Here is a 25,352-nt window from a genome sequence, read left to right as displayed (position 1 = left end):
AGGGCGTCTCGATCAGCAACTGCGTCTGTCCGAGCCGGCGCGAGGTGGCTTCCAGCTCGCGCAGCCGCGCGCTGCGCGCCGCGGCGTCCTGCGGCACGTAGCCGACGAAGGCGAAGCTCTGGCCGTCGAGCCCGCTCGCGGCCAGCGCCAGCGACAGCGCGCTGGCGCCCGGCAGCGGGACCACGGTCGCCTCCCACTGGTGGGCCAGCGCCACGGCCAGTGCGCCGGGATCGGCCACGGCGGGCAGGCCGGCTTCGCTGAGCAGGCCGACATCGCCGCCGGCGCGCAGCACATCGAGCCAGGGCTCCAGGCCGGCCGGCGACGCCTCCGCCGCGCGGCCTTTGCCGGTGCGCGGCAGTTCGCGGATGTCGATCGCCTGCAGCGGCTGCGCCAGCGGCGTCACCGCATCGACGCGCTTCAGGAAGGCCCGCGTCGTCTTCGCGTTTTCGCAGGCCCAGTGGCCGAGCGCTGCGGCCGCGTCGATCACGCCTTGCGGCATCAGCAGGCGCAGGTCGAGCGGCGCGGCGCCGAAATCGAGCGTGTTCGGCACCACGAGCAGACGGCCGTTCGCGCTCATGCCGGGGCGCCGAGTGGATCGAGCCCGGCCGCGCGCAGCAGGCGGGTGGTCGCGATCAGCGGCAGGCCGACGAGCGCGGTCGGGTCGTCCGACTCGATGGCCTCGAGCAGCGCGATGCCGAGCCCTTCGGATTTCGCGCTGCCGGCGCAGTCGTAGGGCTGCTCGGCGCGCAGGTAGCGCTCGATCTCGTCTTCCCGCAGCGACCGCACGCGCACGCGCACCGGCACGAGGGCGGTCTCGCGAAAGCCGGTGGCCGGCCGAAGGACCGCGACCGCGGTGTGGAAGACGACGAGCCGGCCGCTCATCGAGCGCAGCTGCGCGACGGCGCGCTCGTGCGTGAGCGGCTTGCCGATCGGCTGCCCGTCCAGTTCGGCGACCTGGTCGGAGCCGATCGTCACGGCCTGCGGATGCCGCGCCGCGACCGCGGCGGCCTTCTCCAGGGCGAGGCGTGCGGTCAGCGCGGCGGGGGCCTCGCCGGCATGCGGCGTTTCGTCGACCTGCGGCGCCTCGATGGCGAATTGCAGGCGCAGTCTTAGCAGCAGCTCGCGCCGGTAGCGCGAGGTCGAACCCAGGACCAGCGTTGGCGTCGTCATCGGCGGATTGTCGGCTTGGCCGCAGGCCTACACTGATCTGCGCATGACTCACAAGAGCTTCGATCCGCGGCGGCTCGACGTCGAACGGCTGGCCCGGCAAGGCGCGTCGATCGAAGGCCGCTGGCCGCTGGCCGGCTTGGCGCGGCTGAGCGAATCGGTCGTGCCGGACGCGTCCGCGCCGGAGCTCGGCTGGTCGGCGCGCGGCGAGCTTGTGTCGCGGCCAGGCCAACCGGACGAGATCTGGTTGGCACTGCGTGCTCAGGGCGAGATGGCGCTGGTCTGCCAGCGCTGCCTCCAGCCGTTGCGCCAGCCGCTGGCCGTCGATCGGCGCATTCGCTTCGTGCGCGGCGAAGACCAGGCGGCGCGGCTCGACGGCGAACTCGAGGACGACGTGCTCGCGCTCGGCCGCTCGCTGGACCTGTGCGAGTTGGTCGAAGACGAGCTGCTGCTCGCCCTGCCGCTGGTGCCGCGCCACGACATCTGCCCTGCCGGCGCAGTTGCCGCGGCCACGCCGACCGACGAGCCGGCGAGCGAGCCGAGCCCGTTCGCGGTACTTCAGACGCTGCTGGGCGACAAGCCGCGCGGCTGATCGGCCCGGTCGATCGCGAGAGGCACGGTGCTACACTCGCGCGCTTTGCGCCGGGGCCCCGCCCGCGGTGCTCCCACCGACAACCTGCACGGCCGGCGATGCCACCGCCCCGCGCAGCCTGACGGTCCGAAATGAACGCTGGCGCGACGGGTGCCGCGGCCTCGTCGAGGCCCGAGCCGTTGAGGCGGCGGCTTCGGATCTTGCGAGGAGTCCAGCATGGCCGTTCAACAGAACAAGAAGTCGCCGTCGAAGCGCGGGATGCACCGCTCGCACAACGCGCTCGCGACGCCCGGTATCGCGGTCGAGCCGACGACCGGCGAAACGCATCTTCGCCACCACATCAGCGCGACCGGTTTCTACCGCGGCCGCAAGGTCCTGAAGACCAAGGCCGATGCCTGACGGCGCGGCCCCGGCGCCTGCCGGGGCTTCGTTGGCGCGGCGCCCGCAGCGCTGCGTTCACGCCTCCTTTCGCTAGCACGGACCGGCGCCCACGATGAGCGGCGAAGCGGTGATGCCCGTGCTCGGCTCGGTGACGATCGCCGTCGACTGCATGGGCGGCGACCATGGCCCTGCGGTCACGCTGCCGGCCTGCCAAGCCTTCCTCGCCAGGCATCCGCAGGCGCGTCTGCTGCTCGTCGGCACCGCCGAGGCCTTGCAGGGCGCCGCAGGCTGGGAGCGCTGCAGCGTCGTTGCCGCCACCGAGGTCGTCGCGATGGACGATCCCGTCGAGGTGGCGCTGCGGCGCAAGCGCGATTCGTCGATGCGCGTTGCGATCTCGCAGGTGAAGCCGGTCGGTGGCGTCGCTGCCGCTCAGGCCTGCGTTTCGGCGGGCAACACCGGCGCGCTGATGGCTGTCGCGCGCTACGTGCTCAAGACGATGGAGGGCATCGACCGCCCCGCGATCGCGACGGTCATGCCCAACCAGCGCGACGGCCACACCACGGTGCTCGACCTCGGCGCGAACGTCGATTGCAGCGCCGAGAACCTGCTGCAGTTCGCGGTGATGGGCAGCGCGCTGGTCAGCGCGGTCGAAGGCGATGCCTCGCCGCGTGTGGGCCTGCTCAACATCGGCGAAGAGGCGATCAAGGGCAACGAGACGATCAAGCGCGCCGGCGAGATGCTGCGCCGCGCGCAGGCGGCGGGGCTGGTCAATTTCATCGGCAATGTCGAAGGCAACGACATCTTCACCGGCAAGACCGACATCGTCGTGTGCGACGGCTTCGTGGGCAACGTCGCGCTGAAGACGGCCGAAGGCCTCGCGTCGATGCTCACCAGCTTCATCCGCGAAGAGTTCACCCGCAGCCCGCTGAGCAAGCTTGCGGCGTTGCTCGCGATGCCGGTCCTGAAGCGCTTCAAGCACCGCGTCGATCACCGCCGCTACAACGGCGCCGCCTTGCTGGGCCTGCGGGGGCTGGTGTTCAAGAGCCACGGCTCGGCCGATGCCTACGCCTTCGAGCAGGCGCTCGGTCGCGCCTATGATGCGGCGCGAAACCGCCTGCTCGACCGCGTGCACGACCGCATCCTCGAGACCCTGCAGGCGCTGCCGACCCAGGCCCCTCCGGACGACGGCCCCGTTCCCCAAGCTGCATGAGCGTTCCTGCGTCGACCCCCGCGTACTCGCGCATCGCCGGCACTGGCAGCCACCTGCCGGCACGGCGGCTGAGCAACGTCGAGCTCGCGGCGCAACTGGCGCGCGACGGCGTCGAGACGTCCGACGACTGGATCGTCGAGCGCACCGGCATCCGCGCACGCCACTTCGCCGAGCCAGGCGAGGCGGCGAGCGACCTTGCACTGCAGGCCTCGCGCCATGCGCTCGAAGCGGCCGGCCGGCGCGCCGACGAGATCGATCTGATCATCGTCGCGACCTCGACGCCGGACATGATCTTTCCCTCGACGGCCTGTCTGCTGCAGCACAAGCTGGGCGCGGCCGGCGGCGCGGCCTTCGACGTGCAGGCGGTGTGCTCCGGTTTCGTCTATGCGCTCGCGGTGGCCGACGCGATGATCCGCACCGGCAGCGCGAAGTGCGCGCTGGTCGTCGGCGCCGAGGTGTTCTCGCGCATCCTCGACTTCAAGGACCGCACGACCTGCGTGCTGTTCGGCGACGGCGCCGGCGCCGTCGTGCTCGAAGCGAGCGAGCAGCCCGGCCTGCTCGCGACCGAGCTGCATGCCGACGGCAAGCACGCGAACATCCTGTGCACGCCGGGCACCGTCGCGAATGGCAAGGTGCTCGGCGATCCGCTGCTGAAAATGGACGGCCAGGCGGTTTTCAAGCTGGCAGTCGGCGTGCTCGAAAGCGTCGCGCGCTCGGTGCTCGCGAAGGCCGGGCGCAGCGAGGCCGACATCGACTGGCTGATTCCGCATCAGGCCAACATCCGCATCATGCAAGGCACCGCGAAGAAGCTGAAGCTGCCGCTGGACAAGCTGATCGCGACGGTCGCCGAGCACGGCAACACGTCCGCCGCGTCGGTGCCGCTGGCGCTCGATCACGCGGTGCGCAGCGGCAGCGTGAAGCGCGGCGACACGGTGATGCTCGAAGGTGTCGGCGGCGGCTTCACTTGGGGCGCGGCGCTGCTCGACTACTGATGCGCCGGCCGCCCGCGCCGCATGCACGAGATCCGATGACCACCTACGCATTCGTCTTTCCCGGCCAGGGCTCGCAGACCGTTGGCATGCTCGACGGCTGGGGCGATCACGCCGTGGTGCGGCAAACGCTGGCCGAGGCTTCCGACGCGCTCGGCGAAGACCTCGGCGCGCTGATCCGCACCGGCCCGAAGGAAGCGCTCGACCTCACCACCAACACCCAGCCGGTGATGCTCGCCGCGAGCGTCGCCTGCTACCGCGCCTGGCTGGCCGAAGGCGGCGCGGCGCCGTCGATGGGGGCCGGCCATTCGCTCGGCGAGTACTCGGCGCTCGTTGCCGCCGGCGCGTTGAGCTTGGCCGACGCCGTGCCGCTGGTGCGCTTCCGCGCGCAGGCGATGCAAGACGCGGTGCCGGTCGGCGCGGGCGCGATGGCCGCCGTCCTCGGGCTCGACGGCGAAGCGGTGCACGCCGCCTGCGAGGCGGCGCAGGCCCAGACCGGCCAGACCGTCTCGGCCGCCAACTACAACGACCCGAAGCAGGTCGTGATCTCGGGCAGCAAGGCCGCGGTCGATCGCGCTTGCGAATTGGTCAAGGCGGCCGGCGCGAAGCGGGCCCTCCCCTTGGCCGTCTCGGCGCCTTTCCACTGCGCCTTGATGCGGCCGGCGGCCGAGCGCCTGCGCGAGCGGCTCGCGGCGGTCAGGCTGCGCACGCCGGACTTCCCGGTCGTCAACAACATCGACGTGGCAGTGCAGACGGAGCCGAACGCGATCCGCGAAGCGCTTTACCGCCAGGCCTTCGGGCCGGTGCGCTGGGTCGAGACGGTGCATGCGCTGCGTGCACGGGGGGCCAGCCACGTCGTCGAATGCGGTCCGGGCAAGGTGCTTGCCGGCTTGGCGAAGCGGATCGACGCCGAGGTGGTCGCGCTCAATCTGTTCGATTCCGCCAGCCTCGCCGACGTGAAAGGTCAGCTCGCATGAGTGAAGCGTCTCCTGAGCGCAGCCGTGTCGCGCTCGTCACCGGCGCCAGCCGCGGCATCGGCCGGGCGATCGCGCTGACGCTCGCCCAGCGCGGCTTGCGCGTGATCGGTACTGCGACCAGCGAAGCGGGCGCGGCGGCCGTGGCCGATGCGCTCGGCCCGCACGATGGCCGCGGCATCGCGCTCGACGTGACCGACGCGGCCGCGCTCGACGCGGCGATCGACGCCATCGTCAAGGCCGACGGCGGCCTGCACGTGCTCGTCAACAACGCCGGCATCACGCGCGACATGCTGTCGATGCGCATGAGCGACGCGCAGTGGGACGTGGTGATCGACACCAACCTCAAGGCCGTCTTCCGCGCCAGCCGCGCGGCGATGCGGCCGATGATGAAGCAGCGCTGGGGCCGCATCGTCAACATCACCTCGGTGGTCGGGGCCAGCGGCAACGCCGGCCAGGCCAACTACGCGGCCGCCAAGGCCGGCGTCGCCGGACTCTCCCGCTCGCTTGCGCGCGAACTCGGCAGCCGCAACATCACCGTCAATTGCGTCGCGCCGGGCTTCATCCAGACCGACATGACCGACACCCTGACCGAGGCGCAGAAGACGGCGCTGCTTGCCTCGGTGCCGCTGGGCCGGCTCGGGGCGCCGCAGGAGATCGCCGAGGCCGTCGCCTTCCTCGCGTCGGACGCCGCGAGCTACATCACCGGCACGGAGTTGCACGTCAACGGCGGCATGTTGATGGTCTGATCGCCGTCGTTGCGGCCGTCTCGATCCGTGCGGGGCGTCACGGGTCGCCCTCTAGAATCGCCCGCTGTTTTGCAAACTCTCCTTGGAGGAGTCATGAGCGACATCGAAGCACGCGTCAAGAAGATCATCGCCGAGCAGTTGGGCGTCGCCGAAGGCGAAGTGACCAACGAGAAGGCCTTCGTGGCGGATCTCGGCGCCGACTCGCTGGACACGGTCGAGCTCGTGATGGCCCTCGAAGACGAATTCGGCATCGAGATCCCCGACGAGGAAGCCGAGAAGATCACCACCGTGCAGCTCGCGATCGACTACGCGAAGTCGAACGCGAAGGCCTGAGGACCGCGGCCGGTCCTCAATCTCGCAGCAGCCATGACCCGTCGTCGCGTCGTCGTCACCGGCCTCGGCCTCGTCACGCCCGTGGGCAACACGGTCGGCGAGTCGTGGAGCAACCTGGTCGCCGGCCGCTCCGGCATCGCCGCGATCACGAAGTTCGACGCCTCGGCGCTCGCCTGCCGCTTCGCCGGTGAGGTGAAGGGCTTCGACGTCGAGAAGGTGCTGCCCGGCAAGGAGTCGCGGCACATGGACGCCTTCATCCACTACGGGCTCGCGGCGTCGCTGCAGGCCGTCGAGGATGCGGGTCTGCCCACCGGCGACAAGCTCACCGAAGAGCAGGCCGAGCGCATCGGCTGCCTGGTCGGCTCGGGCATCGGCGGCTTGCCGATGATCGAGCAGACGCACGCCGAATACGCGGCGCGCGGCCCGCGGCGCATCTCGCCGTTCTTCGTGCCGGCCTCGATCATCAACATGATCTCGGGCCACCTTTCGATCCGCTGCGGCTTCACCGGGCCGAACCTCGCGATCGTCACGGCCTGCACGACGGGGCTGCACTGCATCGGCCAGTCGGCGCGGATGATCGAAGCGGGCGATGCCGACGTGATGGTCGCCGGTGGCGCCGAGAGCACCGTCTCGCCGCTGGGCATCGGTGGCTTCGCGGCGGCGCGGGCGCTGTCCACCCGCAACGACGACCCGGCCACCGCCTCGCGTCCCTGGGACAAGGACCGAGACGGCTTCGTGCTCGGCGAAGGCGCTGGCGTGATGGTGCTCGAGGCGTATGAACACGCCAAGGCGCGTGGCGCGAAGGTCTATGCCGAGCTGATCGGCTTCGGCATGGGCGCCGACGCCTTCCACATGACCGCGCCGAACGTCGATGGGCCGAAACGCGCGATGAAAGCAGCCCTGCGCAACGCTGGGCTCGAGGCGAGCGCCGTGCAGTACCTGAACGCGCACGGCACCTCGACGCCGCTGGGCGACGTGAACGAGACCAACGCGATCAAGCTCGCGTTCGGCGACCACGCGAAGAACATGGTCGTGAACTCGACCAAGTCGATGACCGGTCACCTGCTGGGCGGCGCCGGCGGCATCGAGTCGGTATTCACCGTGCTGGCGCTGCACCATCAGGTGTCGCCACCGACGATCAACATCTTCGACCAGGATCCCGAGTGCGACCTGGACTACTGCGCCAACACCGCGCGCGACCTGTCGATCGAGCACGCCGCGAAGAACAACTTCGGCTTTGGCGGCACCAACGGCACGCTGATCTTCAAGCGAGCCTGAGCCTCGCTCGGCCCGGTCGGATCGAGGCTTCCCAGCGTGCGCGCAGCCCCAGCGGTTTCGGTTACGGCTCGCGTACCTCCCGAGGCGACGTGGACGGTGCTTGCGCTTTGCGCGCTGGCCGTGGTGGCCGCACTCGCGTGGGCGGCACAGCGCGGCGACGCGCCCTGGCGGTACGTCGCGGCGTTCATCGGCATCGCGGTCGCGGCCTCCTGGATGGTCGAGCTGCGCATGCGGCCCGCCGCCCGCCTGCGTTGGGATGGCGCCGTCTGGCGGCTCGCCTCGCCGCGGCCGGATGACGACGGCCTCGAAGGCGAAGCGAGCGTCGCGATCGACCTCGGCGATCGGCTGTTGCTGCGCTTCGTGCCGACCGGCCGCAGGCTGAGCCGCTGGCTGCCGCTGCATCGCAACGCCACCGAAGGCGACTGGCACGCGCTGCGCTGCGCGCTGCACGCACGCCGCCCGGGCCCGGCGACGCCGGCGACCGCCGGAGCGATCGATGCCTGAGCCCTTGCGGCCCGACGTCGACGCGCAGCTGGTCGAGCGCGTCAAGCAGGGCGACGTGCGCGCCTTCGAGATGCTGGTGGTCAAGTACCAGCGCCGCATCGAAAGGCTCATCGGCCGCATGGTCCGCGACGTCGATCTCGTGCAGGACATCGCGCAGGAGACCTTCATCCGCGCCTACCGCGCGATGCCGCAGTTCCGCGGCGAAAGCGCCTTCTACACCTGGCTTTACCGCATCGCCGTCAACACCGCGAAGAAGCAGCTGGTCGAGCTCAAGCGCGACGTGCTGGTGACCGAATCGGCACGCGCGGGCCGCGACGACGGCGACGACGAAACTTCCCGCGTCGAGAACGAACTCAGCGACGGCGAGACGCCGGAGGCCTTGATGGCGTCCCGTCAGATCGCCGCCGCAGTGAACTCGGCGATCGAAAACCTGTCGGAAGACCTCCGGCAGGCGATCGTGCTGCGCGAGATCGAAGGGCTGAGTTACGAGGAGATCGCCGAGGCGATGGCTTGCCCCATCGGCACGGTGCGCTCGCGCATCTTCCGCGCGCGCGAGGCGATCGCCGAAAGGCTCAAGCCGATGCTCGAGCAGCGCTCCGGGGAGCGCTGGTGATGTGGGACGCGAAGGGCATGTGGGCCGGCAGGGCCGCGGAGTGGTGAGATGAAGGAAACCGAGAACCCATCCTGGGCCGAGCGCCTTTCCGCGCTGGCCGACGGTGAGGCCGAAGGCGCCGACGCCATGCAGCTGACCGCGCGCTGGCGCGACGACGCCGAGCTGCGCGAGCGTTGGCACGGCTGGCATCTGATCGGCGACGTGATGCGCTCCGAGGAACTGGTCGGCCGCCGCGGCGATGCTCGGTTCCTTGCCAGCTTGCGTGAAAAGCTGGCCGCCGAGCCCGTGGTGCTGGCGCCGGCGCCGGTGCTCGAGCAACCGTCGGCCGCGCGCCGTCGCGCCGGGCTGCGCTGGCGCGCGCCGGCCGCGGTCGCTGCCGGCTTCGTGATGGTGGCCGGCGCACTCGTCGTGATGCAACCGACGGCGCCCGAGGCGCCTGCGCTGCTTGCACGCGAGACCCCCGCCGCGGTGCCGCCGGCGACGGTGGCAGCCGCTTCGGCGCAGCAGCCGACCCAGGTCGTCGCGACGGCCGCGCCGCCCGCGCCGCGCCCGGCCGCCGAGCCGCTGCGCGGGGTGCTGATCCGTGACGCCCGCATGCAGCAGTACTTCGACGCGCATCAGCAGTTCGGCGGCAGCACGGCCTTGGGGCTGCCGTCGTCCTTCCTGCGCAACGCGACTTACGACGCGCCGGCCGAGCCTGGCAGCCGTTGACCATGTGGCGCGGATTGCTCGCGGTCGCCGGTCGCAGCGTCGCGCCCACCGTCCTGTTGGCTGCGATGGTGTGGCCGGTGGTCGCCCATGCGCAGCCGACCGAGTCGTCGCTCGATGCCCGCGAAGCGCAGCAGTGGCTCGCACGCATCCACGAGGCCGCGCGGCTGCGCAACTACCAGGGCACCTTCGTCGTCACGACGGGCGCCTCGGTCGCGAGTTCGCGCATCCAGCATTTCTGCGACGGGCCCAACCAGTACGAGAAGATCGAATCGCTCGACGGCCAGATGCGCCAGGTGTTCCGCCACAACGAGGTGGTGCACAGCCTGTGGCCGCAGAAGCGGCTGGCGGTGGTCGAGACGCGTCAGGTTGCCGGTGAGTTCCCGGCGCTGTTGTCGGCTGGGGCCGAGCGCATCGCGCAGCAATACGAGATCAAGTCGCGCGGCGCCGGGCGGGTCGCCGGCCACGAGGCTTACGTGCTTGCGCTGCTGCCGAAGGACGGCTACCGCTATGGCTATCGGTTGTGGGCGGAGAAGGCCAGCGGCCTGCTGTTGCGCGCCGAGGTGGTCGACGAGCATGACGCGGTGCTGGAGGTCTCGGCGTTCTCGGATCTCACGCTCAACGTGAAGCCGCGGCCCGATCTGGTGACGCAGCCGATGAAGCGGCTCGACGGCTACGCGGTGCAGCGGCCTTCGCTCGAGCCGGTCGATCTGGCGGCGCAGGGCTGGACGGTGCGGCAGGTGCCGCCCGGCTTCAAGCACGTGGCCAGCGTGCGGCGCTCGTTCGAGGCGGCTGCGCAGGCCGACGTGGCGCCGCAGCCGGTGGTGCTGCAGACCATCTACTCCGACGGCCTCACCCACGTCTCGATCTTCATCGAACCCAGTGCGCCGGGCCGCCAGCGCCAGGAGGCGATGCTGGCGCTCGGTGCTACGCAGACGCTGATCCGCCGCCGCGGCGATCACTGGCTCACCGTGATCGGCGACGTTCCCGCGCAGACGCTGCTGGCCTTCGCGGCGGCGATGGAACTGCGGCGCTGAGTTCGGGCTCTTTGTTCACAGGCGCGCCGATGGCGCGCCTTCCCACGTCCGGTTCCAGTCGAGGTGACCATGTCCACTGAACAACAACGCCGTCCGCTTGCGTGGCGGTTCAAGGCGGCCGCGATGCTTTCGGCCGCTGCTTTGACGGGGGTGCTGGTGACGCTTGCGGCCGTGACGCCGCACGCCAGCCAGGCACAGTCGGCAGTCGCGCCGCCGGTGCGCGCGCTGCCCGATTTCACCGAGCTGGTCGATCAGGTCGGCCCGGCGGTGGTGGGCATCCGCACGACCGAGAAGGTGCGCGCCGGGCAGCGCGGCGGCCCGCCCGAGATGGACGAAGAGATGCAGGAGTTCTTCCGCCGCTTCTTCGGCACGCCGCCCGGGCAGCAGCCCGGGCCGCGCCGAGGGACGCCGCCGCGCCCCGGCCAGGCGCCGGAGGAAGAGCAGCAGCGCGGCGTCGGCTCCGGCTTCATCTACACCGCGGACGGCTACGTGATGACGAACGCGCACGTCGTCGACGGTGCCGACGACGTCTACGTGACGCTGAGCGACAAGCGCGAATTCAAGGCACGGCTGATCGGTGCGGACAGGCGCACCGACGTGGCCGTCGTGAAGATCGAGGCGGCCAACCTGCCGTCGGTGAAGATTGGCGACGTCAGCAAGCTGCGCGTGGGCGAATGGGTGATGGCGATCGGCTCGCCGTTCGGGCTGGAGAACACGGTGACGGCCGGCATCGTCAGCGCCAAGGGGCGCGACACCGGCGAATTCGTCCCGTTCATCCAGACCGACGTCGCGATCAATCCCGGCAACTCCGGCGGCCCGCTGCTGAACCTGCGCGGCGAGGTGGTCGGCATCAATTCGCAGATCCTCAGCCGCTCGGGCGGCTTCATGGGCATCTCGTTCGCGATCCCGATGGACGAGGCGACCCGCGTGGCCGACCAGCTGCGCGCGACCGGCCGCGTCGTGCGCGGTCGCATCGGCGTGCAGATCGGCGAGGTGACGAAGGACGTGGCCGAATCGCTGGGCCTGGGCCGTGCGGCCGGCGCGCTGGTGCGCTCGGTCGAGGGCGGCGGGCCGGCCGAGAAGGCCGGCGTCGAGCCGGGCGACATCATCACGCGCTACGAGGGCAAGCCGGTCGAGCGCTCGACCGATCTCCAGCGGTTGGTGGGTGGCACCAAGCCGGGCACCAAGGCGAGCATGCAGGTCTACCGGCGCGGCAACTCGCGCGACCTCGCGGTGACGGTCGCCGAGCTCGAGCCGGAGCGCAGCCGCCGCGCGGCTGCGCCCGAGGCGCCGCTCGTGCCGAGCGCCTCGGTCGGCGCGCTCGGGCTGATGCTGTCGAACCTGAGCGAAGAGCAGAAGCGCGAACTGAAGGTGAAGGGCGGCGTTCGCGTCGACGGCGTCGAGGGTGCGGCCGCCCGTGCCGGCCTGCGAGAAGGTGACGTGATCATCGCCGTGGCGAATGCCGAGGTCTCGGACGTCAAGCAGTTCGAGGCGGCGGTGGCGAAGCAAGACAAGAGCAAGCCGATCAACGTGCTGTTTCGTCGCGCCGAACTCGCGCAGTACGCCCTGATCAAGCCGTCGAAGTAGCCTCCGTATGTAAGCGTGCGCCAGCTTTACGTTGCTTGAAGTCTTTTCGTAATGAGCAATTTTGGCGGGTTGAAGCTCGCCGTGTAAGTGACGGCTCACAGCGTCAGCCAGCCAAAAATAGCCCACAGGCGATGCACAGGGCAAAGTGGATAAGCTGTGCATGATTTTTGTTGTTGGCCGATGGCAACGACGTAAAAGTCAAGATTGGCGCGGCTTTCCGGCGGGTCGCCATGGCTAGAATGGAGGTCCAACGAAGCAGTTGCCATACGTTTTTTGTTGGAAGGCGCGTCTCTTTTTGGACGTGCCTTTTTTTTGACTGCGACACGCCGCCTTGCGGCTTCACATCGCTGGCGCGACGTGAGTCTTCGTCGCAACGGCTTCGCCGTTGTGTGCCTCGGCAGCCTTCCTGCTCACGTCTCTTCAGGTCAGATGGACCACATCCGCAACTTCTCGATCATTGCCCACATCGATCACGGCAAAAGCACGCTCGCCGACCGTCTGATCCAGCGCTGCGGCGGCTTGAGCGACCGCGAGATGGAAGCGCAGGTACTCGACTCGATGGACATCGAGCGCGAGCGCGGCATCACGATCAAGGCGCAGACGGCCGCATTGAGCTACGCCGCGCGCGACGGTCGGGTCTACCAACTCAACCTGATCGACACGCCCGGCCACGTCGACTTCAGCTACGAAGTGAGCCGGTCGCTGTCGGCCTGTGAGGGTGCGTTGCTGGTGGTCGATGCGAGCCAAGGCGTCGAGGCCCAGACGGTCGCAAACTGCTACACCGCGCTCGACCTCGGCGTCGAAGTCGTTCCCGTGCTCAACAAGATGGATCTGCCGCAGGCCGATCCTGAGACGGCCAAGGCCGAGATCGAAGACGTGATCGGCATCGACGCCGAACACGCGATCCCGTGCTCGGCCAAAACCGGCATGGGCATCGACGACATCCTCGAAGCCGTGATCGCGCGCATGCCGCCGCCGCGTGGCAAGGCCGAAGGTCCGCCGCGGGCGATGATCATCGACAGCTGGTTCGACAACTACGTCGGCGTCGTGATGCTGGTGCGCGTCGTCGATGGATCGCTCAAGCGCGGCGACCGCATCCGCATGATGGCGACGAACGCCGTCTATCCGCTCGAGCAGCTCGGCGTGTTCACGCCCAAGTCGGTGGCGCGCGACGAGCTGAAAGCCGGCGAGGTCGGCTTCCTGATCGCCGGCATCAAGGAGCTGCAGGCGGCGAAGGTCGGCGACACGATCACGCTCGAGAAGAAGCTGCCCAACAACGCCGGCCCGGCAAGCGAGGCGCTGCCCGGCTTCAAGGAGATCCAGCCGCAGGTCTTTGCCGGCCTCTACCCGACCGAAGCAAGCGAGTACGACTCGCTGCGCGACGCGCTCGAGAAGCTCAAGCTCAACGACAGCTCGCTGCGCTACGAAGCCGAGGTGAGCCAGGCCTTGGGCTTCGGTTTTCGCTGCGGCTTCCTCGGCCTGCTCCACATGGAGATCGTCCAGGAGCGCCTGGAGCGCGAGTTCGATCAGGACCTGATCACCACGGCGCCGAGCGTCGTCTATCAAGTGCAGCTCGGCGGCGCGGCGGCCGAGGTGATCGAGGTCGAGAACCCGTCGAAGATGCCCGAGATCGGCAAGATCGCCGAGATCCGCGAGCCCATCGTCACGGTCCACCTGTACATGCCGCAGGACTACGTCGGGCCGGTGATGACGCTGGCCAACCAGAAGCGCGGCGTGCAGCTCAACATGGCCTACCACGGCCGGCAGGTGATGCTTACCTACGAGATGCCGCTCGCCGAGATCGTGCTGGACTTTTTCGACAAGCTCAAGAGCGTCTCGCGCGGCTACGCCTCGATGGACTACGAGTTCAAGGAGTACCGCGCGGCCGATGTCGTGAAGGTCGACATCCTCATCAACGGTGATCGCGTCGACGCACTGTCGATCATCGTGCACCGCTCGCAAAGCCAGTTTCGCGGTCGCGCAGTGGCCGCGAAGATGCGCGAGCAGATCCCGCGGCAGATGTACGACGTCGCCATTCAAGCGGCCATCGGCGCGAACATCATTGCGCGCGAGAACATCAAGGCGCTGCGCAAAAACGTGCTGGCAAAATGCTACGGCGGTGACGTCTCGCGCAAGCGCAAGCTGCTTGAAAAGCAGAAGGCGGGCAAGAAGCGGATGAAGCAGATCGGCACGGTCGAGGTGCCGCAAGAGGCTTTCCTGGCCATCCTCCAGGTCGACGACTGAGCACACATTGCCTATGAGCGCATTGACCGGGCTGCTGTACGCCGCTCTCATCTTCTACGGCGTCGGTTGGTACCTCGGCCAGTGGAGCGGCAACTTCTCGCTGCTGCTGTTCGTGCTGACGATGGTCACGTTCGGCTATTGGCTCGCCGAGCGGCTGCACTTCATGCCGCGGCGCGTGGCCGCGGCCGCGGCGCTCGAAAGCTCGACCGGCCAGCGCCGCGCGCAGCTCGCGAATCAAGGCATCGCCGCCGATCACGACGCCACCGGCGCCGCCCGTGAGCGTGTGCTCGCGCAGCCCTGGTGGCTCGACTGGACCGCCGGGCTGTTCCCCGTGATCCTGGCCGTCTTCCTGCTGCGCTCGTTCCTGTTCGAGCCGTTCAAGATCCCCTCCGGCTCGATGATCCCGACGCTGCAGATCGGCGACCTGATCCTCGTCAACAAATTCCACTACGGCGTGCGGCTGCCGATCCTGCACAAGAAGATCCTCGACAACCACGAGCCCGAGCGCGGCGACGTGATCGTCTTCCGCTACCCGGTGGACACCAGCGTCGACTACATCAAGCGCGTCGTCGGCCTGCCCGGCGACGAGGTGGCTTACCTGAACAAGAAGCTGTCGATCAACGGCAAGCCGGTGCCCACCACGCCGCTGCCCGACTACTACGATGCGGAGACGGTCGATTACGCCGAGCAGGCGAGCGAGAGGCTCGGCGACGCCGAGCACCGCATCCTCACGAACAAGAGCCGCCCCGGCTTCGTGATCCCGATGCCGCAATTCCAGCAGTTCCGCGACGCCTGCCGCTACAACGCCGACGGCGTGGTGTGCACCGTACCGGCCGGCCACTACTTCATGATGGGCGACAACCGCGACAACTCGCAGGACTCGCGCTACTGGGGCTTCGTGCCCGACGAGAACATCGTCGGCAAAGCCTTCTTCGTGTGGATGAATTTCGGTAACCTGAGCCGGATCGGCTCGTTCCATTGACGACGGCGCGGCCGCATCTTTCGGCATCCCATAACAGCACAAGACCACGGAGAGAACGCATGAGCCTTCCTCGTACGCGCGCTGCGCGCCGCATTGCCGGCGAGCGCGGCATCACGCTGATCGGCCTGCTGTTCTGGGCGATCGTGATCGCGAGCCTTGCTCTGGTCGCGCTGAAGGTGCTGCCGACGCTGAACGAGTACTTCACGATCCAGCGCGCGGTCAACAAGATCGCCAAGGAAGGCGGCACGACGGTGCCCGAGATCCGCAATGCCTTCCAGCGCACCAAGGACATCGAGTACTCGATCAGCTCGATCGACGCCAAGGACCTCGAAATCACGAAAGAGAACGAGAAGGTCGTCGTGAAGTTCGCCTACGACAAGGAGATCGAGCTCGTCGAGCCGGTCTTCCTGCTGATCAAGTACCGCGGGCGCTCGCAGTGATGCGAGCCGGCGCGGCCCCTTTCGCGTGAACGCAGGGCGCGCCACCCACGAGGCTGCACCGGCTGCGCAGCGCGCTGAAAGCCGCCGGCCGGCCGTGCCAGCCCTCACGCTCGAAGCCACGATCGGCCACCGCTTCGCCGAGCCGCAGCTGCTCGATCGCGCGCTGACGCACAAGAGCTTCGGAGTCCATCACAACGAGCGGCTCGAGTTCCTCGGCGATGCGGTCCTGAGCGCCGCGATCTCCGGCCTGCTGTTCGCGCGCTTCGTCGATTCCGCCGAAGGCGATCTGACGCGCGTGCGCGCGCATCTCGTGCGCGAAGAGACGCTGCACAGCCTCGCGATCGAGCTGGGCCTGCCCGCGCACCTGCGACTGAGCGAAGCCGAAGCGCGCTCGGGCGGCGCGCAGCGTGCGTCGATCCTGGCCGACGCGCTCGAAGCGGTGATCGGCGCCGTCTACCTCGACGGCGGCTTCGAGCCGGCGCGCGCGCTCGTGCAGCGCCTGTTCGCGCCGCGGCTGGCCGAAACCGCCGCCGAAGCCTGGAGCCGCGATCCCAAGACGGCGCTACAGGAGGCGCTGCAGGCGCGCCGGCTCGAGCGGCCGGCCTACCGCATCGCGGCGACGCGCGGGCGCGCGCACGAGCAGCTGTTCGTCGTCGTGTGCACGCTGGCCGAGCCGCCGCTCGAAGTGCAGGGCGAAGGCCGCTCGCGCCGCGCGGCCGAGCAGGACGCCGCGCGGGCCGCGCTGGCCGCGCTCGCCCGCCTCGACGCCGGCGGCAAGCGGCGATGAACAACGACACCGCCGCGCCGCGCTGCTGCGCGCTGGTCGCGATCGTCGGCCGGCCGAACGTCGGCAAATCGACGCTGCTGAATGCGCTGGTCGGCCAGAAGGTGAGCATCACCTCTCGCAAGGCGCAGACGACGCGGCACCGCATCACCGGCATCCGCACCGAGGGCGCCGCGCAGTTCGTGTTCGTCGACACGCCCGGCTTCCAGACGCGCCACACCGTCAAGGGCGCTGCCGCGTTGAACCGCAGCCTGAACAAGACCGTGCAGGCGGTGCTGTCCGATGTCGACCTGGTGCTGTTCGTCGTCGAGGCCGGCCGCTTCGGACTCGACGACGCGAAGGTGCTCGCGCTCGTGCCCCCCGGCAAGCCGACGGTTCTCATCGCCAACAAGCTCGATCAGGTCACGCGCCGCGCCGAACTCGCGCCGTGGCTGCAGTCGATGCAGCAGCGCCATCCGTTCACCGAGTTCGTGCCGCTGTCGGCCGAGCGTGCCGGCGACGCCGAGCGGCTGCTCGCGATCCTCGAGCCGCACCTGCCCGAGCAGCCTTGGTTCCACGACGAAGACTCCCTGACCGACCGCAGCGAGCGTTTCCTCGCCGCCGAGATCGTGCGCGAGAAGCTGTTCCGCCTCACCGGCGACGAATTGCCGTACACGTCGACGGTCGTGATCGACCAGTTCAAGGAAGAGGGCGCGCTGCGCAGGATCGCCGCGACCATCGTCGTCGAGCGCGACGCGCACAAGGGCATGGTGATCGGCCACAAGGGCGAGCGGCTGCGGCGCATCGGCACCGACGCGCGCGTCGAGCTGGAACGGCTGCTCGACGCGAAGGTCTTCCTCGAGCTGTGGGTCAAGGTCCGCTCCGGCTGGGCCGACGACGAGGCACGGCTGAAGAGCTACGGCTACGAGTAGCCCGCGCGCGATGAAGTCCGCGCAGCAGTCCGCACTGAAGTCCACGCAGAAGGCGGCGCACGAAGCGGCCTACGTGCTGCACAGCTGGGACTGGAGCGAGTCCAGCCTCATCGTCGATCTGTTCACCCGTTCGCAGGGCCGCGTCGTGGTCGTGGCGAAGGGCGCGAAGCGGCCCACATCGCAGATGCGCGCGGTGCTGCTGCCGTTCCAGCGCCTCGTCGTCGCCTTCGGCACGCGGCGCGACAAGAAGGAGGCCGAGGCGAGCGAGGTCCACACGCTGCGCCACGCGGAGCGCGCGGGCGGCGGACCGATCCCCGGCGGCGAGGCGCTGCTCTCCGGCTTCTACTTGAACGAGCTGCTGATGAAGCTGCTCGCGCGCGAGGATCCGCATCCCGCACTGTTCGACGCCTATGCCGCGGTGATGCCGCTGCTCGGCGGGCAGGGCAGGGCCTTCGACGAAGCCGCGCTCGAGATCACGCTGCGCAGCTTCGAGCTGCTGCTGCTGCGCGAGGTGGGGCTGCTTCCGGAGCTGTCGCGCGTCACCGCGACACAGCGGCCGCTCGAGCCCGCCGGCGGCTACCGCATCGATGCCGAACGCGGCCTCGTGGAGCACGAGCGCGATGGCGCCGCGCTCGACGGCCGTCTGCTCGTCGCGCTCGAAGAGGCCTTGTCGAATGCGCCGGCCGCACAGCGCCTCGACGCGATCGCCGCGGCCGAGCTGCGGCCCGTCGCCGCCGCGCTCAAGCTCAACCTGCGGCCCCTGCTTCAATATCATCTCGGCCAGTCGGCGCTGCGAACGCGCACGCTGATGCAAGACCTCTCCCGCCTGCCCCATCACAGCGCGAAGCCCGCACGATGAACCCGCTGGTGTTCCAAGGCGCCGATGCCTCGCGGCCCGCGACCGCGCTGTCGGTCAACCTCAACAAGGTCGCGCTGCTGCGCAACCAGCGCAACTTGACGATCCCGGGCGTCGTGCGCGCGGCGGAGCTGGTGCTTGACGCCGGCGCGCACGGCATCACCGTGCATCCGCGCCCCGACGAGCGTCACATCCGCGCGAGCGACGTGCGCGAGCTGTCGGTCTTCCTGCAGGGCCGCCCGGGCGTCGAATACAACATCGAAGGCAACCCCTTCCACAACCTGATGGACCTCCTGCGCGAGCTGGCGGCGGCCGGTGCGCCCTGCGACCAGGCCACCTTCGTGCCCGACGCGGTCGGGCAGTCGACCTCCGATCACGGCTGGGACCTCGCGGCCGACGGCGCGCGCCTCGCGCCGCTGATCGCCGAATGCCACGCGCTCGGCGTGCGGGTGAGCCTGTTCATGGACCCCGACCCCGACGCGATGGCCGCGGCCCGTGCGCTCGGCGCCGATCGCGTCGAGCTCTACACCGAAGCCTTCGCCCGATCCCATCTCGGACATCGCGGCGAAGGCGAGGCGCATGCCGCGCTCGTCTCCCGCTATGCCGCGAGCGCCGAGGCCGCGCTGCATGCCGGCCTCGGCGTCAATGCCGGCCACGACCTGAACCGCGACAACCTCGCCGACTTCATCGCCGCGGTGCCGGGCGTGCAGGAGGTGTCGATCGGGCATGCGCTGATCGCCGATGCGCTCGAACTCGGCCTCGCGCAAGCCGTGCATGGCTACCTGCGCTGCATCGCCGCCGGGCTCGCGGCGAAAGCCAGGGCGTGATCTACGGCATCGGATCCGACTTGTGCGACGTGCGGCGCATCGAAGCCGCGCTCGGCCGCCGCGGCGAACGCTTCGCCGAGCGGGTGCTGGGGCCGACGGAGCTCGCCGTCTGGCGCGCGCGCCGCGCGCGCGTGCCGCTGCGCGGCCTGCGCTACCTGTCGACGCGCTTCTCGGCGAAGGAGGCGTTCTCCAAGGCGATCGGCCTGGGCCTGCACGCGCCGATGAGCTGGCGCGCCTGCGAAGTCGTCAACGCGCCCAGCGGCAAGCCGACGATCGCGCTGCACGGTGAACTGGCGCGCTGGTTCGAAGCGCGGCGGCTGCGCGCGCACGTGACGCTGACCGACGAAGGCGACTACGCGGCCGCCTTCGTCGTCGTCGAAGCCGTCGAAGCGGAAGCCGGATCGCGATGAGCACCGCGGCCACCGTGCTCCACGCGCCGCTGGTGATCGACATCGCCGGCCCGGTGCTCGATGCGAACGACCGCCGCCGCATCGCGCACCCGCTCGTCGGCGGCCTGGTGTTCTTCAGCCGCCACTGGATCGGTCGGGCGCAGATGACCGAGCTCTGCGCCGAGATCAAGAGCCTGCGACCCGATCTGCTGCTGTGCGTCGACCACGAGGGCGGGCGCGTGCAGCGCTTTCGCGGCGACGGCTTCAGCGCACTGCCGCCGATGCGCGCTTTCGGCGAGCGCTGGATGCGCGACGACGCCGGCCCCGGCTCGGGCGCGCTCGCGGCCTGCGGGGCCGCGAGCGCCTGCGGCTACGTCCTCGCCGCCGAGCTGCGCGCCTGTGGCCTCGACCTCAGCTTCGCGCCGGTGCTCGACCTCGACCACGGCACGAGCGGCGTGATCGGCGATCGCGCCTTCCATCGCGATCCGCGCGTCGTCGGACTGCTCGGCAAGAGCCTGGTCCACGGCCTGCTGCAGGCCGGCATGGCCGCCTGCGGCAAGCATTTCCCCGGTCACGGCTTCGCCGCGGCCGACTCGCACCACGCGGTCGCGACCGACGGACGCGGGCTCGACGAACTGCTCGCCGACGACGCCGCGCCCTACCGCTGGCTTGCGCCGGTGCTGCCCGCGGTGATGCCGGCGCACGTGGTTTATCCGAAGGTCGACCGCCGGCCGGCCGGCTTCTCGGCGCGCTGGCTGCAGCAGGTGCTGCGCGAGCGGCTCGGCTTCACCGGCGCGATCGTTAGCGACGACCTGTCGATGCACGCGGCCTCGGTCGCCGGCTCGTTCACCGAGGCCGCGCTCGCGGCGCTCGGCGCCGGCTGCGATCTGGCGCTGCTGTGCAACCAGTCGGTGCCCGAGGGGGGCGCCGCGCTCGACGCGCTGCTCGACGGCCTGCTCGAGGCGCAAGCGCAAGGCCGTTGGCGGCCGGACGCCGCGAGCGAGGCGCGCCGGCTCGAACTGCTGCCGCAGACCGCGCCGCGGCCCTGGGACGAGCTGATGCACCACGCCGCCTACCGGCGCGCGCTGGATCTCGCTTTCGGCGCGCCAGCCTGAGCAGCGGGCGTCGCGATGGGCCGTCTCGCCGTCCTTCGCGATCGCCGTGCCGCCGCGATGCTGTGCGCCTGCGGCGGCAGCCGCGAGGCCCTGGCCGCGGCCGAGCCCGGCGCGTGGACCGACGCGATCGCGCCGGAGTGGCTCGCGCTGCTGCTGGCGGTGATCGTGCTGGTCGCGCTCGGCGCGTGGCGGCTGCGGCGGCTCGAAGCGCAGTTCGCCCGCAGCGTCGCCGAGACCTATGCCGGCGTCCCGACGCCGCTGGCGGTGATCGCGCGGGACGACGCGTCGACGGTGCTGCTGGTCAACACCGCGCTGTTCGAGCTGTTCGGCGGTGCCGCGAACGCAGTGCAGCGCGAAGCGGTGCGCGGCCGCGTCGCCGCGCTGGCGCCGGCGCTCGCGGGCGTGGCCGAACCGCCGGCTTCGGCGCCTTTGGCGGTGATCGAGCTGGAACAGCGCTTCGAGCGGCTCGACGGCCAGGTCTTCTGGGCGCTGGTGCGCGCGGTGCGCGACCCGCGCGCCGACCGGCCTGCCTGGCTGTGCAGCCTGACCGACGTCACCGCGCTGCAGCAGGCGCGCGAGCGGCTGTCCGAGATGGCGACGACCGACGGCCTGACCGCGGTGCTGAACCGCCGCACGCTCGAGCAGCGTCTGCGCGTCGAATGGCAGCGCGCCGAGCGCGACCCGTCCGCGCTGGCGGCACTGTGGCTCGACGTCGAACAGCTCGGCCGCGTCAACGACACCCACGGCCACGAGACCGGCGATCTGGCGCTGGCGATGCTCGCCGCCACCTGCGCCGAGGCGTTGCGGCCAACCGACCTGATCGGCCGCTGGGGCGGCGACGAGTTCGTCGTGGTGCTGCCGGGCGCGAGCGACGCGGCCGCGCAGGGCGTCGCCGCGCGGCTGCGCGAGCGGGTGCATGCACTGGAGATCCCGGTGCGCCGCGCCGACGGCACGGTGCGGCTGGTGCTGCACCTGACGCTGGCCGTCGGCATCGCGCACACCGGCGAGGCACGCCCGGGCGACGCACCGGGCGCCTTGACGCCGCCCGACGAGTTGCTCGCCGCGGCGCGCGCCGCGGTGCCGAAGACCCGGCACGCCAGTGCGCCCGCCGCGGTGGGCGCGGCGGCCAGCGAGCAGGAAGTGGCGGGCCGCTGACCGATCGGCCCGCCCGGCGCCTTCAGCCTCCGTGCGGCTGCTCGAACGGCAGCTTCACCTCCGCGAGGCGCTTGCGCGTCTCGACCAGCACCAGCGGGCCGTCGTCGATCTGTACGACCGGCTTCGGCTCGCGCGGCACGTGCGCCGGCTTCGGTGCGGCGGCCATCGCCGCCTGCACCGCCTGCACGCGCGCGGCGTCGGAGTTGACCCACTCGAGGCCGGCGCCCTGGGCGATCGCCGCGAGCTCATCGAGCGGCAGCTCGTAGCGCGAGGCGGGGGTCGGCGCGGCGGACGCGACAGCGGCCGGCACCGGCGGCTCGAGGAAGGCCGCCTGCATCGGCGCTAGCTCTTCGACGGACTCGGCGGCCGCCGGAGCCAGGGTCTCGGCCCGCGGTGCCGCGACGACCGGCGCGGCCGGGCTCTCGTCGGCGGCGGCGTCGAGCTGCAGCGCCGGCGTTTCCTCCGATTCCCACCAGGGCTTGGCCGTGGCCGCAGCCGCGGGCGCTGCGCCGGCGGCGTCGGCCGGCTCGACCGGCGCGTCGCTGCCTTCGGCGCGGCCGCGTCCGCCGCGACCGCCGCGTGCGCCACGGCGCTCCCCGCGCGGTTCGCGGTCGGCTTCGGCGGCGGTCTCGATCGGTGCGGCGCTCGGCGCGTCGGCCTCGAGGCCGGCTTCGTCGGTGCTGCCGGTCGCCGTCGCTTCGTCCTGCGCAGGCGCGTCGCCGCGTTCGCCGCGACCGCGGCCGCCACGGCGGCGGCGTCGGCGCTGGCCGTCCTCGCGTTCGCCGGCGCCTTCGGCCGGCTCCGCACCGGGCGGCAGCGCCGCGGCGTCGGCCGGCACGAGTGCGTCGACCGGGAGTTCGGCCGCGACCGGCACGGCGGCGGTTTCGGCGCGCGGCCCGCGGCGACCCTCGCCGCGCTCGGCACGCGGCGCGCGCTCGGGCGCGGCGCCCATGTCGGCCGACGCCCCTTCGGCGCTGCGCTCGGGGCGCGGCTTGCGACCGTCGCGTTCGTTGCGACGCGCACGATCGTCGCCGCCGCGCATTTCGCCTCCCCGGCCTTCGCCTCCCCGGCCCTCGCCGCGCTCGGCCCGAGCGCCTTCGCGCTGGCCGTCACGGGCCTGGCCATCGCGCGAGCTGCGTCCGCCGCCCCGGCCACCGCGGCCTTCGCGGGGACCGTCACGCTGGCCGTCGCGCGGGGCTCGCTGGCCCGGCGTGGCTGCGGGCGTCGTCGGGGGGACGGTCGGCGGCGTGGCCGGTGCGTGCGCGGCGCTGTCGCCGCCGAACATCCGCTTGATCCAGCCGAAGAAGCCGCTCGACGCCGGCACCGGCGCGGCCACCGGCGGCAGCGCGGCCACCGGCGCCGCGGGCACCTCAGCGGCGGCTTCCTTCGGTGGCTGGGGTTCCTTCACCACCGGCGGCGGGGCCGGCAGGTCCGGCAGCACGCCCTTGATCACCGGCTCCTGCTTCTTCGCCTTCTCGTTCGCGTCGCGGCGGCGGGTGATGCCGACTTCCTCGTCCGGCTCCTCGACCATCGTGTAGCTGGCCTGCAGGTTCTCCAGCCGCGGGTCGTCGTGGCGCAGGCGTTCGAGCTTGTAGTTCGGCGTCTCGAGGTGCTTGTTGGGCACCAGCAGCACGGTCACGCGCTGCTTGAGTTCGATCTTGGTGATCTCGGTGCGCTTCTCGTTGAGCAGGAAGCTCGTCACCTCCACCGGCACCTGCACGTGCACCGCGGCGGTGTTCTCCTTCAACGCCTCTTCCTGGATGATCCGCAGGATCTGCAGCGCGCTCGACTCGGTGTCGCGGATGTGGCCGGTGCCGTTGCAGCGCGGGCAGGTGATGTGGTTGCCTTCGGAAAGCGCCGGGCGCAGGCGCTGGCGGCTCATCTCGAGCAGGCCGAACTTGCTGATCGAGCTGAACTGCACGCGGGCGCGGTCGGAGCGCAACGCGTCACGCAGGCGGGTTTCGACCTCGCGGCGGTTCTTGGACTCCTCCATGTCGATGAAGTCGACGACGATCAGCCCGCCGAGGTCGCGCAGCCGGCACTGGCGCGCGATCTCGTCGGCGGCCTCGAGGTTGGTGCGGGTCGCGGTCTCCTCGATGTCGCCGCCGCGGGTGCTGCGCGCCGAGTTGACGTCCACCGAGACGAGCGCCTCGGTGTGGTCGATCACGATCGCGCCGCCCGACGGCAGGTTCACCGTGCGCAGGAAGGCCGTCTCGATCTGGTGTTCGATCTGGAAGCGGCTGAACAGGGGCGCGTTGTCCTTGTAGCGCTTCACACGCGAGGCCATCTCGGGCATCACGTGGTTCATGAACTGCTGGGCCTGGTCGTGGATGTCGTCGGTGTCGATCAGGATCTCGCCGACTTCGCTGGTGAAGTAGTCGCGGATCGCCCGGATCACCAGCGACGACTCCTGGTAGATCAGGAAGGCGCCCTTGCCCGCCTTGGACGCGCCGTCGATCGCGGTCCACAGCTTGAGCATGTAGTTGAGGTCCCATTGCAGCTCGGGCGCGGAGCGGCCGATGCCTGCCGTGCGGGCGATCAGGCTCATGCCCTTCGGGTATTCGAGCTGGTCGAGGTTCTCTTTCAGCTCCTCGCGGTCCTCGCCTTCGATGCGCCGGCTCACGCCGCCGCCGCGCGGGTTGTTCGGCATCAGTACCAGGTAGCGGCCGGCGAGGCTGATGAAGGTGGTGAGCGCCGCACCCTTGTTGCCGCGCTCTTCCTTCTCCACCTGCACCAGCAGCTCGGTGCCGTTGCTGATGACGTCCTGGATCTTCGCGTCGCGCACCGCGACGCCGGGCTTGAAGAACTCCTTGCCGATCTCCTTGAACGGCAGGAAGCCGTGGCGGTCCTCGCCGTAGTCGACGAAGCAGGCTTCCAGCGAGGGCTCCACGCGGGTCACCACCGCCTTGTAGATGTTGCCCTTGCGCTGCTCGCGACCTTCGATCTCGGTCTCGAAGTCGAGCAGCTTCTGTCCGTCAACGATCGCGAGCCGACGCTCTTCCTGTTGCGTGGCGTTGATCAACATGCGCTTCATGCGGTCTCCTTCGGGCGCGCTGCGTCGATACGAAGCGCGCGTGCTGTCATGGCCTCGCCCGCGAAGGGCTCGGCCTTTCGATGCACGAACAGCGAGGAAGAACCGGAAGGAATCGCCCTGGACCCGAACGCTCGCCCCGGTGGGGGTCAGCGCCCAGGCGTTGGCGCGTGCGCGAAAGCGGCTGCGAAGGCAGGGGGAAGGGCTGGGTGCCCCGCCCGGACTTCGGCATGCGATCCGGCCGGCCCCCAGGCGCGAACAGGCGGCACGCGCTGCGTCGTCGCAGCGCGCGCCGGTCGCGGCGCGTGGGGTTCGGGGGATCGAAGGGCCGAAGGCATCCGGAACATCTTCCGTGCGGGCTGCAGTCCTTGCGCACCGCTCGTGCGAACGAGCGGCTTGGCGGACTGCCGCCGAAAACCTCGTGTTGTGGGTTCTTGCGACGCTGGCTCTGCCGCCGGGCCGTGTTGCCTGCGGCTCACTTCGGGAGCCGCCCGGC

General features: G+C 70.5%; 27 protein-coding genes. 23 read left to right on the top strand and 4 right to left on the bottom strand.

The features are described 5' to 3' along the window. On the bottom strand, positions 1-577 hold a 577-nt coding region (locus tag VFR90_RS06090; RefSeq protein ID WP_326405211.1), incomplete at its 3' end, for an SAM-dependent methyltransferase. Next, a complete protein-coding gene (locus VFR90_RS06085; RefSeq protein WP_326405210.1) occupies positions 574-1,170 on the bottom strand; it encodes a Maf family nucleotide pyrophosphatase in 597 nt (198 codons plus the stop codon). The genes VFR90_RS06090 and VFR90_RS06085, both read right to left, overlap by 4 nt. A gap of 43 nt (positions 1,171-1,213) precedes the next feature. On the opposite strand from VFR90_RS06085, the gene VFR90_RS06080 reads away from it, so the two are divergent. The 13 genes from VFR90_RS06080 to VFR90_RS06020 all read left to right on the top strand — a co-directional run bounded on the left by VFR90_RS06080 (position 1,214) and on the right by VFR90_RS06020 (position 12,122). Continuing rightward, positions 1,214-1,759, top strand: a complete 546-nt coding sequence (locus VFR90_RS06080; RefSeq protein ID WP_326405209.1) for a YceD family protein — start codon at positions 1,214-1,216, stop codon at positions 1,757-1,759. 216 nt (positions 1,760-1,975) lie between these two features. Beyond that, positions 1,976-2,158, top strand: coding sequence for a 50S ribosomal protein L32 (gene rpmF, locus VFR90_RS06075; RefSeq protein WP_326405208.1), 183 nt, complete (start codon positions 1,976-1,978; stop codon positions 2,156-2,158). A 94-nt stretch (positions 2,159-2,252) separates the two neighbouring features. Beyond that, positions 2,253-3,350, top strand: a complete 1,098-nt coding sequence (plsX, locus tag VFR90_RS06070) for a phosphate acyltransferase PlsX (RefSeq protein WP_326405207.1) — start codon at positions 2,253-2,255, stop codon at positions 3,348-3,350. Next, positions 3,347-4,342 (top strand): beta-ketoacyl-ACP synthase III, encoded by a 996-nt coding sequence (locus VFR90_RS06065; RefSeq protein WP_326405206.1) that lies wholly within the window; start codon positions 3,347-3,349, stop codon positions 4,340-4,342. The genes plsX and VFR90_RS06065 overlap by 4 nt, the downstream gene beginning before the upstream one ends. A gap of 35 nt (positions 4,343-4,377) precedes the next feature. After that, positions 4,378-5,316, top strand: coding sequence for an ACP S-malonyltransferase (gene fabD, locus VFR90_RS06060; protein WP_326405205.1), 939 nt, complete (start codon positions 4,378-4,380; stop codon positions 5,314-5,316). Next, a complete protein-coding gene (fabG, locus tag VFR90_RS06055) occupies positions 5,313-6,062 on the top strand; it encodes a 3-oxoacyl-ACP reductase FabG (RefSeq protein ID WP_326405204.1) in 750 nt (249 codons plus the stop codon). The genes fabD and fabG overlap by 4 nt, the downstream gene beginning before the upstream one ends. Before the next feature lie 93 nt (positions 6,063-6,155). Next, a complete protein-coding gene (gene acpP / locus VFR90_RS06050) occupies positions 6,156-6,395 on the top strand; it encodes an acyl carrier protein (RefSeq protein ID WP_326405203.1) in 240 nt (79 codons plus the stop codon). A 33-nt stretch (positions 6,396-6,428) separates the two neighbouring features. Beyond that, on the top strand, positions 6,429-7,673 hold the full coding sequence (gene fabF / locus VFR90_RS06045; protein ID WP_326405202.1) for a beta-ketoacyl-ACP synthase II: 1,245 nt from the start codon (positions 6,429-6,431) through the stop codon (positions 7,671-7,673). A gap of 96 nt (positions 7,674-7,769) precedes the next feature. Then, complete coding sequence (locus tag VFR90_RS06040) at positions 7,770-8,177, top strand: hypothetical protein (protein WP_326405201.1); 408 nt, start codon at positions 7,770-7,772, stop codon at positions 8,175-8,177. Further along, on the top strand, positions 8,170-8,790 hold the full coding sequence (gene rpoE, locus VFR90_RS06035; protein ID WP_326405200.1) for an RNA polymerase sigma factor RpoE: 621 nt from the start codon (positions 8,170-8,172) through the stop codon (positions 8,788-8,790). Before VFR90_RS06040 ends, rpoE begins: the two co-directional genes overlap by 8 nt. Before the next feature lie 48 nt (positions 8,791-8,838). Next, positions 8,839-9,501 carry a sigma-E factor negative regulatory protein gene (locus tag VFR90_RS06030; RefSeq protein ID WP_326405199.1) on the top strand — a complete coding sequence of 221 codons (663 nt, stop codon included), beginning with the start codon at positions 8,839-8,841 and terminating at the stop codon, positions 9,499-9,501. Positions 9,502-9,503: 2 nt separating this feature from the next. Next, entirely contained in the window at positions 9,504-10,535 is a 1,032-nt protein-coding gene (locus VFR90_RS06025) for a MucB/RseB family sigma factor regulatory protein (RefSeq protein ID WP_326405198.1), read from the top strand. Between the two features lie 123 nt (positions 10,536-10,658). Next, the gene (locus VFR90_RS06020) at positions 10,659-12,122 is read left to right on the top strand and encodes a DegQ family serine endoprotease (RefSeq protein ID WP_326405197.1); all 1,464 of its coding nucleotides are present in this window, start codon (positions 10,659-10,661) and stop codon (positions 12,120-12,122) included. Positions 12,123-12,217: 95 nt separating this feature from the next. On the opposite strand, the gene VFR90_RS06015 is transcribed toward VFR90_RS06020, so the two are convergent. Then, positions 12,218-12,373 (bottom strand): hypothetical protein, encoded by a 156-nt coding sequence (locus VFR90_RS06015; RefSeq protein WP_326405196.1) that lies wholly within the window; start codon positions 12,371-12,373, stop codon positions 12,218-12,220. Positions 12,374-12,551: 178 nt separating this feature from the next. Here VFR90_RS06015 and lepA point away from each other — a divergent pair, with 178 nt between their 5' ends. The 10 genes from lepA (at position 12,552) to VFR90_RS05965 (ending at position 21,825) form a co-directional block, all read left to right on the top strand. Beyond that, positions 12,552-14,366: a translation elongation factor 4 gene (gene lepA / locus VFR90_RS06010; protein WP_326405195.1), complete on the top strand. Its 1,815-nt coding sequence runs from the start codon at positions 12,552-12,554 to the stop codon at positions 14,364-14,366. Between the two features lie 13 nt (positions 14,367-14,379). After that, positions 14,380-15,348 carry a signal peptidase I gene (gene lepB, locus VFR90_RS06005; protein WP_326405194.1) on the top strand — a complete coding sequence of 323 codons (969 nt, stop codon included), beginning with the start codon at positions 14,380-14,382 and terminating at the stop codon, positions 15,346-15,348. Positions 15,349-15,407: 59 nt separating this feature from the next. Continuing rightward, entirely contained in the window at positions 15,408-15,788 is a 381-nt protein-coding gene (locus tag VFR90_RS06000) for a DUF4845 domain-containing protein (protein WP_326405193.1), read from the top strand. A 94-nt stretch (positions 15,789-15,882) separates the two neighbouring features. Then, the gene (gene rnc, locus VFR90_RS05995) at positions 15,883-16,575 is read left to right on the top strand and encodes a ribonuclease III (RefSeq protein WP_326405192.1); all 693 of its coding nucleotides are present in this window, start codon (positions 15,883-15,885) and stop codon (positions 16,573-16,575) included. Next, a complete protein-coding gene (era, locus tag VFR90_RS05990; RefSeq protein WP_326405191.1) occupies positions 16,572-17,483 on the top strand; it encodes a GTPase Era in 912 nt (303 codons plus the stop codon). Before rnc ends, era begins: the two co-directional genes overlap by 4 nt. 10 nt (positions 17,484-17,493) lie before the next feature. After that, positions 17,494-18,342, top strand: coding sequence for a DNA repair protein RecO (gene recO / locus VFR90_RS05985; RefSeq protein WP_326405190.1), 849 nt, complete (start codon positions 17,494-17,496; stop codon positions 18,340-18,342). Then, positions 18,339-19,166, top strand: coding sequence for a pyridoxine 5'-phosphate synthase (locus VFR90_RS05980; protein ID WP_326405189.1), 828 nt, complete (start codon positions 18,339-18,341; stop codon positions 19,164-19,166). Before recO ends, VFR90_RS05980 begins: the two co-directional genes overlap by 4 nt. Continuing rightward, positions 19,163-19,576, top strand: coding sequence for a holo-ACP synthase (acpS, locus tag VFR90_RS05975; protein WP_326405188.1), 414 nt, complete (start codon positions 19,163-19,165; stop codon positions 19,574-19,576). Before VFR90_RS05980 ends, acpS begins: the two co-directional genes overlap by 4 nt. Next, the gene (nagZ, locus tag VFR90_RS05970) at positions 19,573-20,670 is read left to right on the top strand and encodes a beta-N-acetylhexosaminidase (RefSeq protein ID WP_326405187.1); all 1,098 of its coding nucleotides are present in this window, start codon (positions 19,573-19,575) and stop codon (positions 20,668-20,670) included. The genes acpS and nagZ overlap by 4 nt, the downstream gene beginning before the upstream one ends. Before the next feature lie 15 nt (positions 20,671-20,685). After that, positions 20,686-21,825 (top strand): GGDEF domain-containing protein, encoded by a 1,140-nt coding sequence (locus VFR90_RS05965; protein ID WP_326405186.1) that lies wholly within the window; start codon positions 20,686-20,688, stop codon positions 21,823-21,825. Between the two features lie 22 nt (positions 21,826-21,847). Here the strand turns inward: VFR90_RS05965 and VFR90_RS05960 are convergent, their stop codons facing one another. Further along, entirely contained in the window at positions 21,848-24,859 is a 3,012-nt protein-coding gene (locus VFR90_RS05960; RefSeq protein ID WP_326405185.1) for an Rne/Rng family ribonuclease, read from the bottom strand. Positions 24,860-25,352 lie beyond the last annotated feature (493 nt).

Source organism: Methylibium sp. (genome assembly GCF_035762065.1).
In the GTDB taxonomy this organism is placed as follows: Bacteria; Pseudomonadota; Gammaproteobacteria; order Burkholderiales; family Burkholderiaceae_C; genus Methylibium.
Note: the sequence above shows the minus strand (reverse complement) of the source record. Positions and strands in the feature narration are given on the sequence as shown.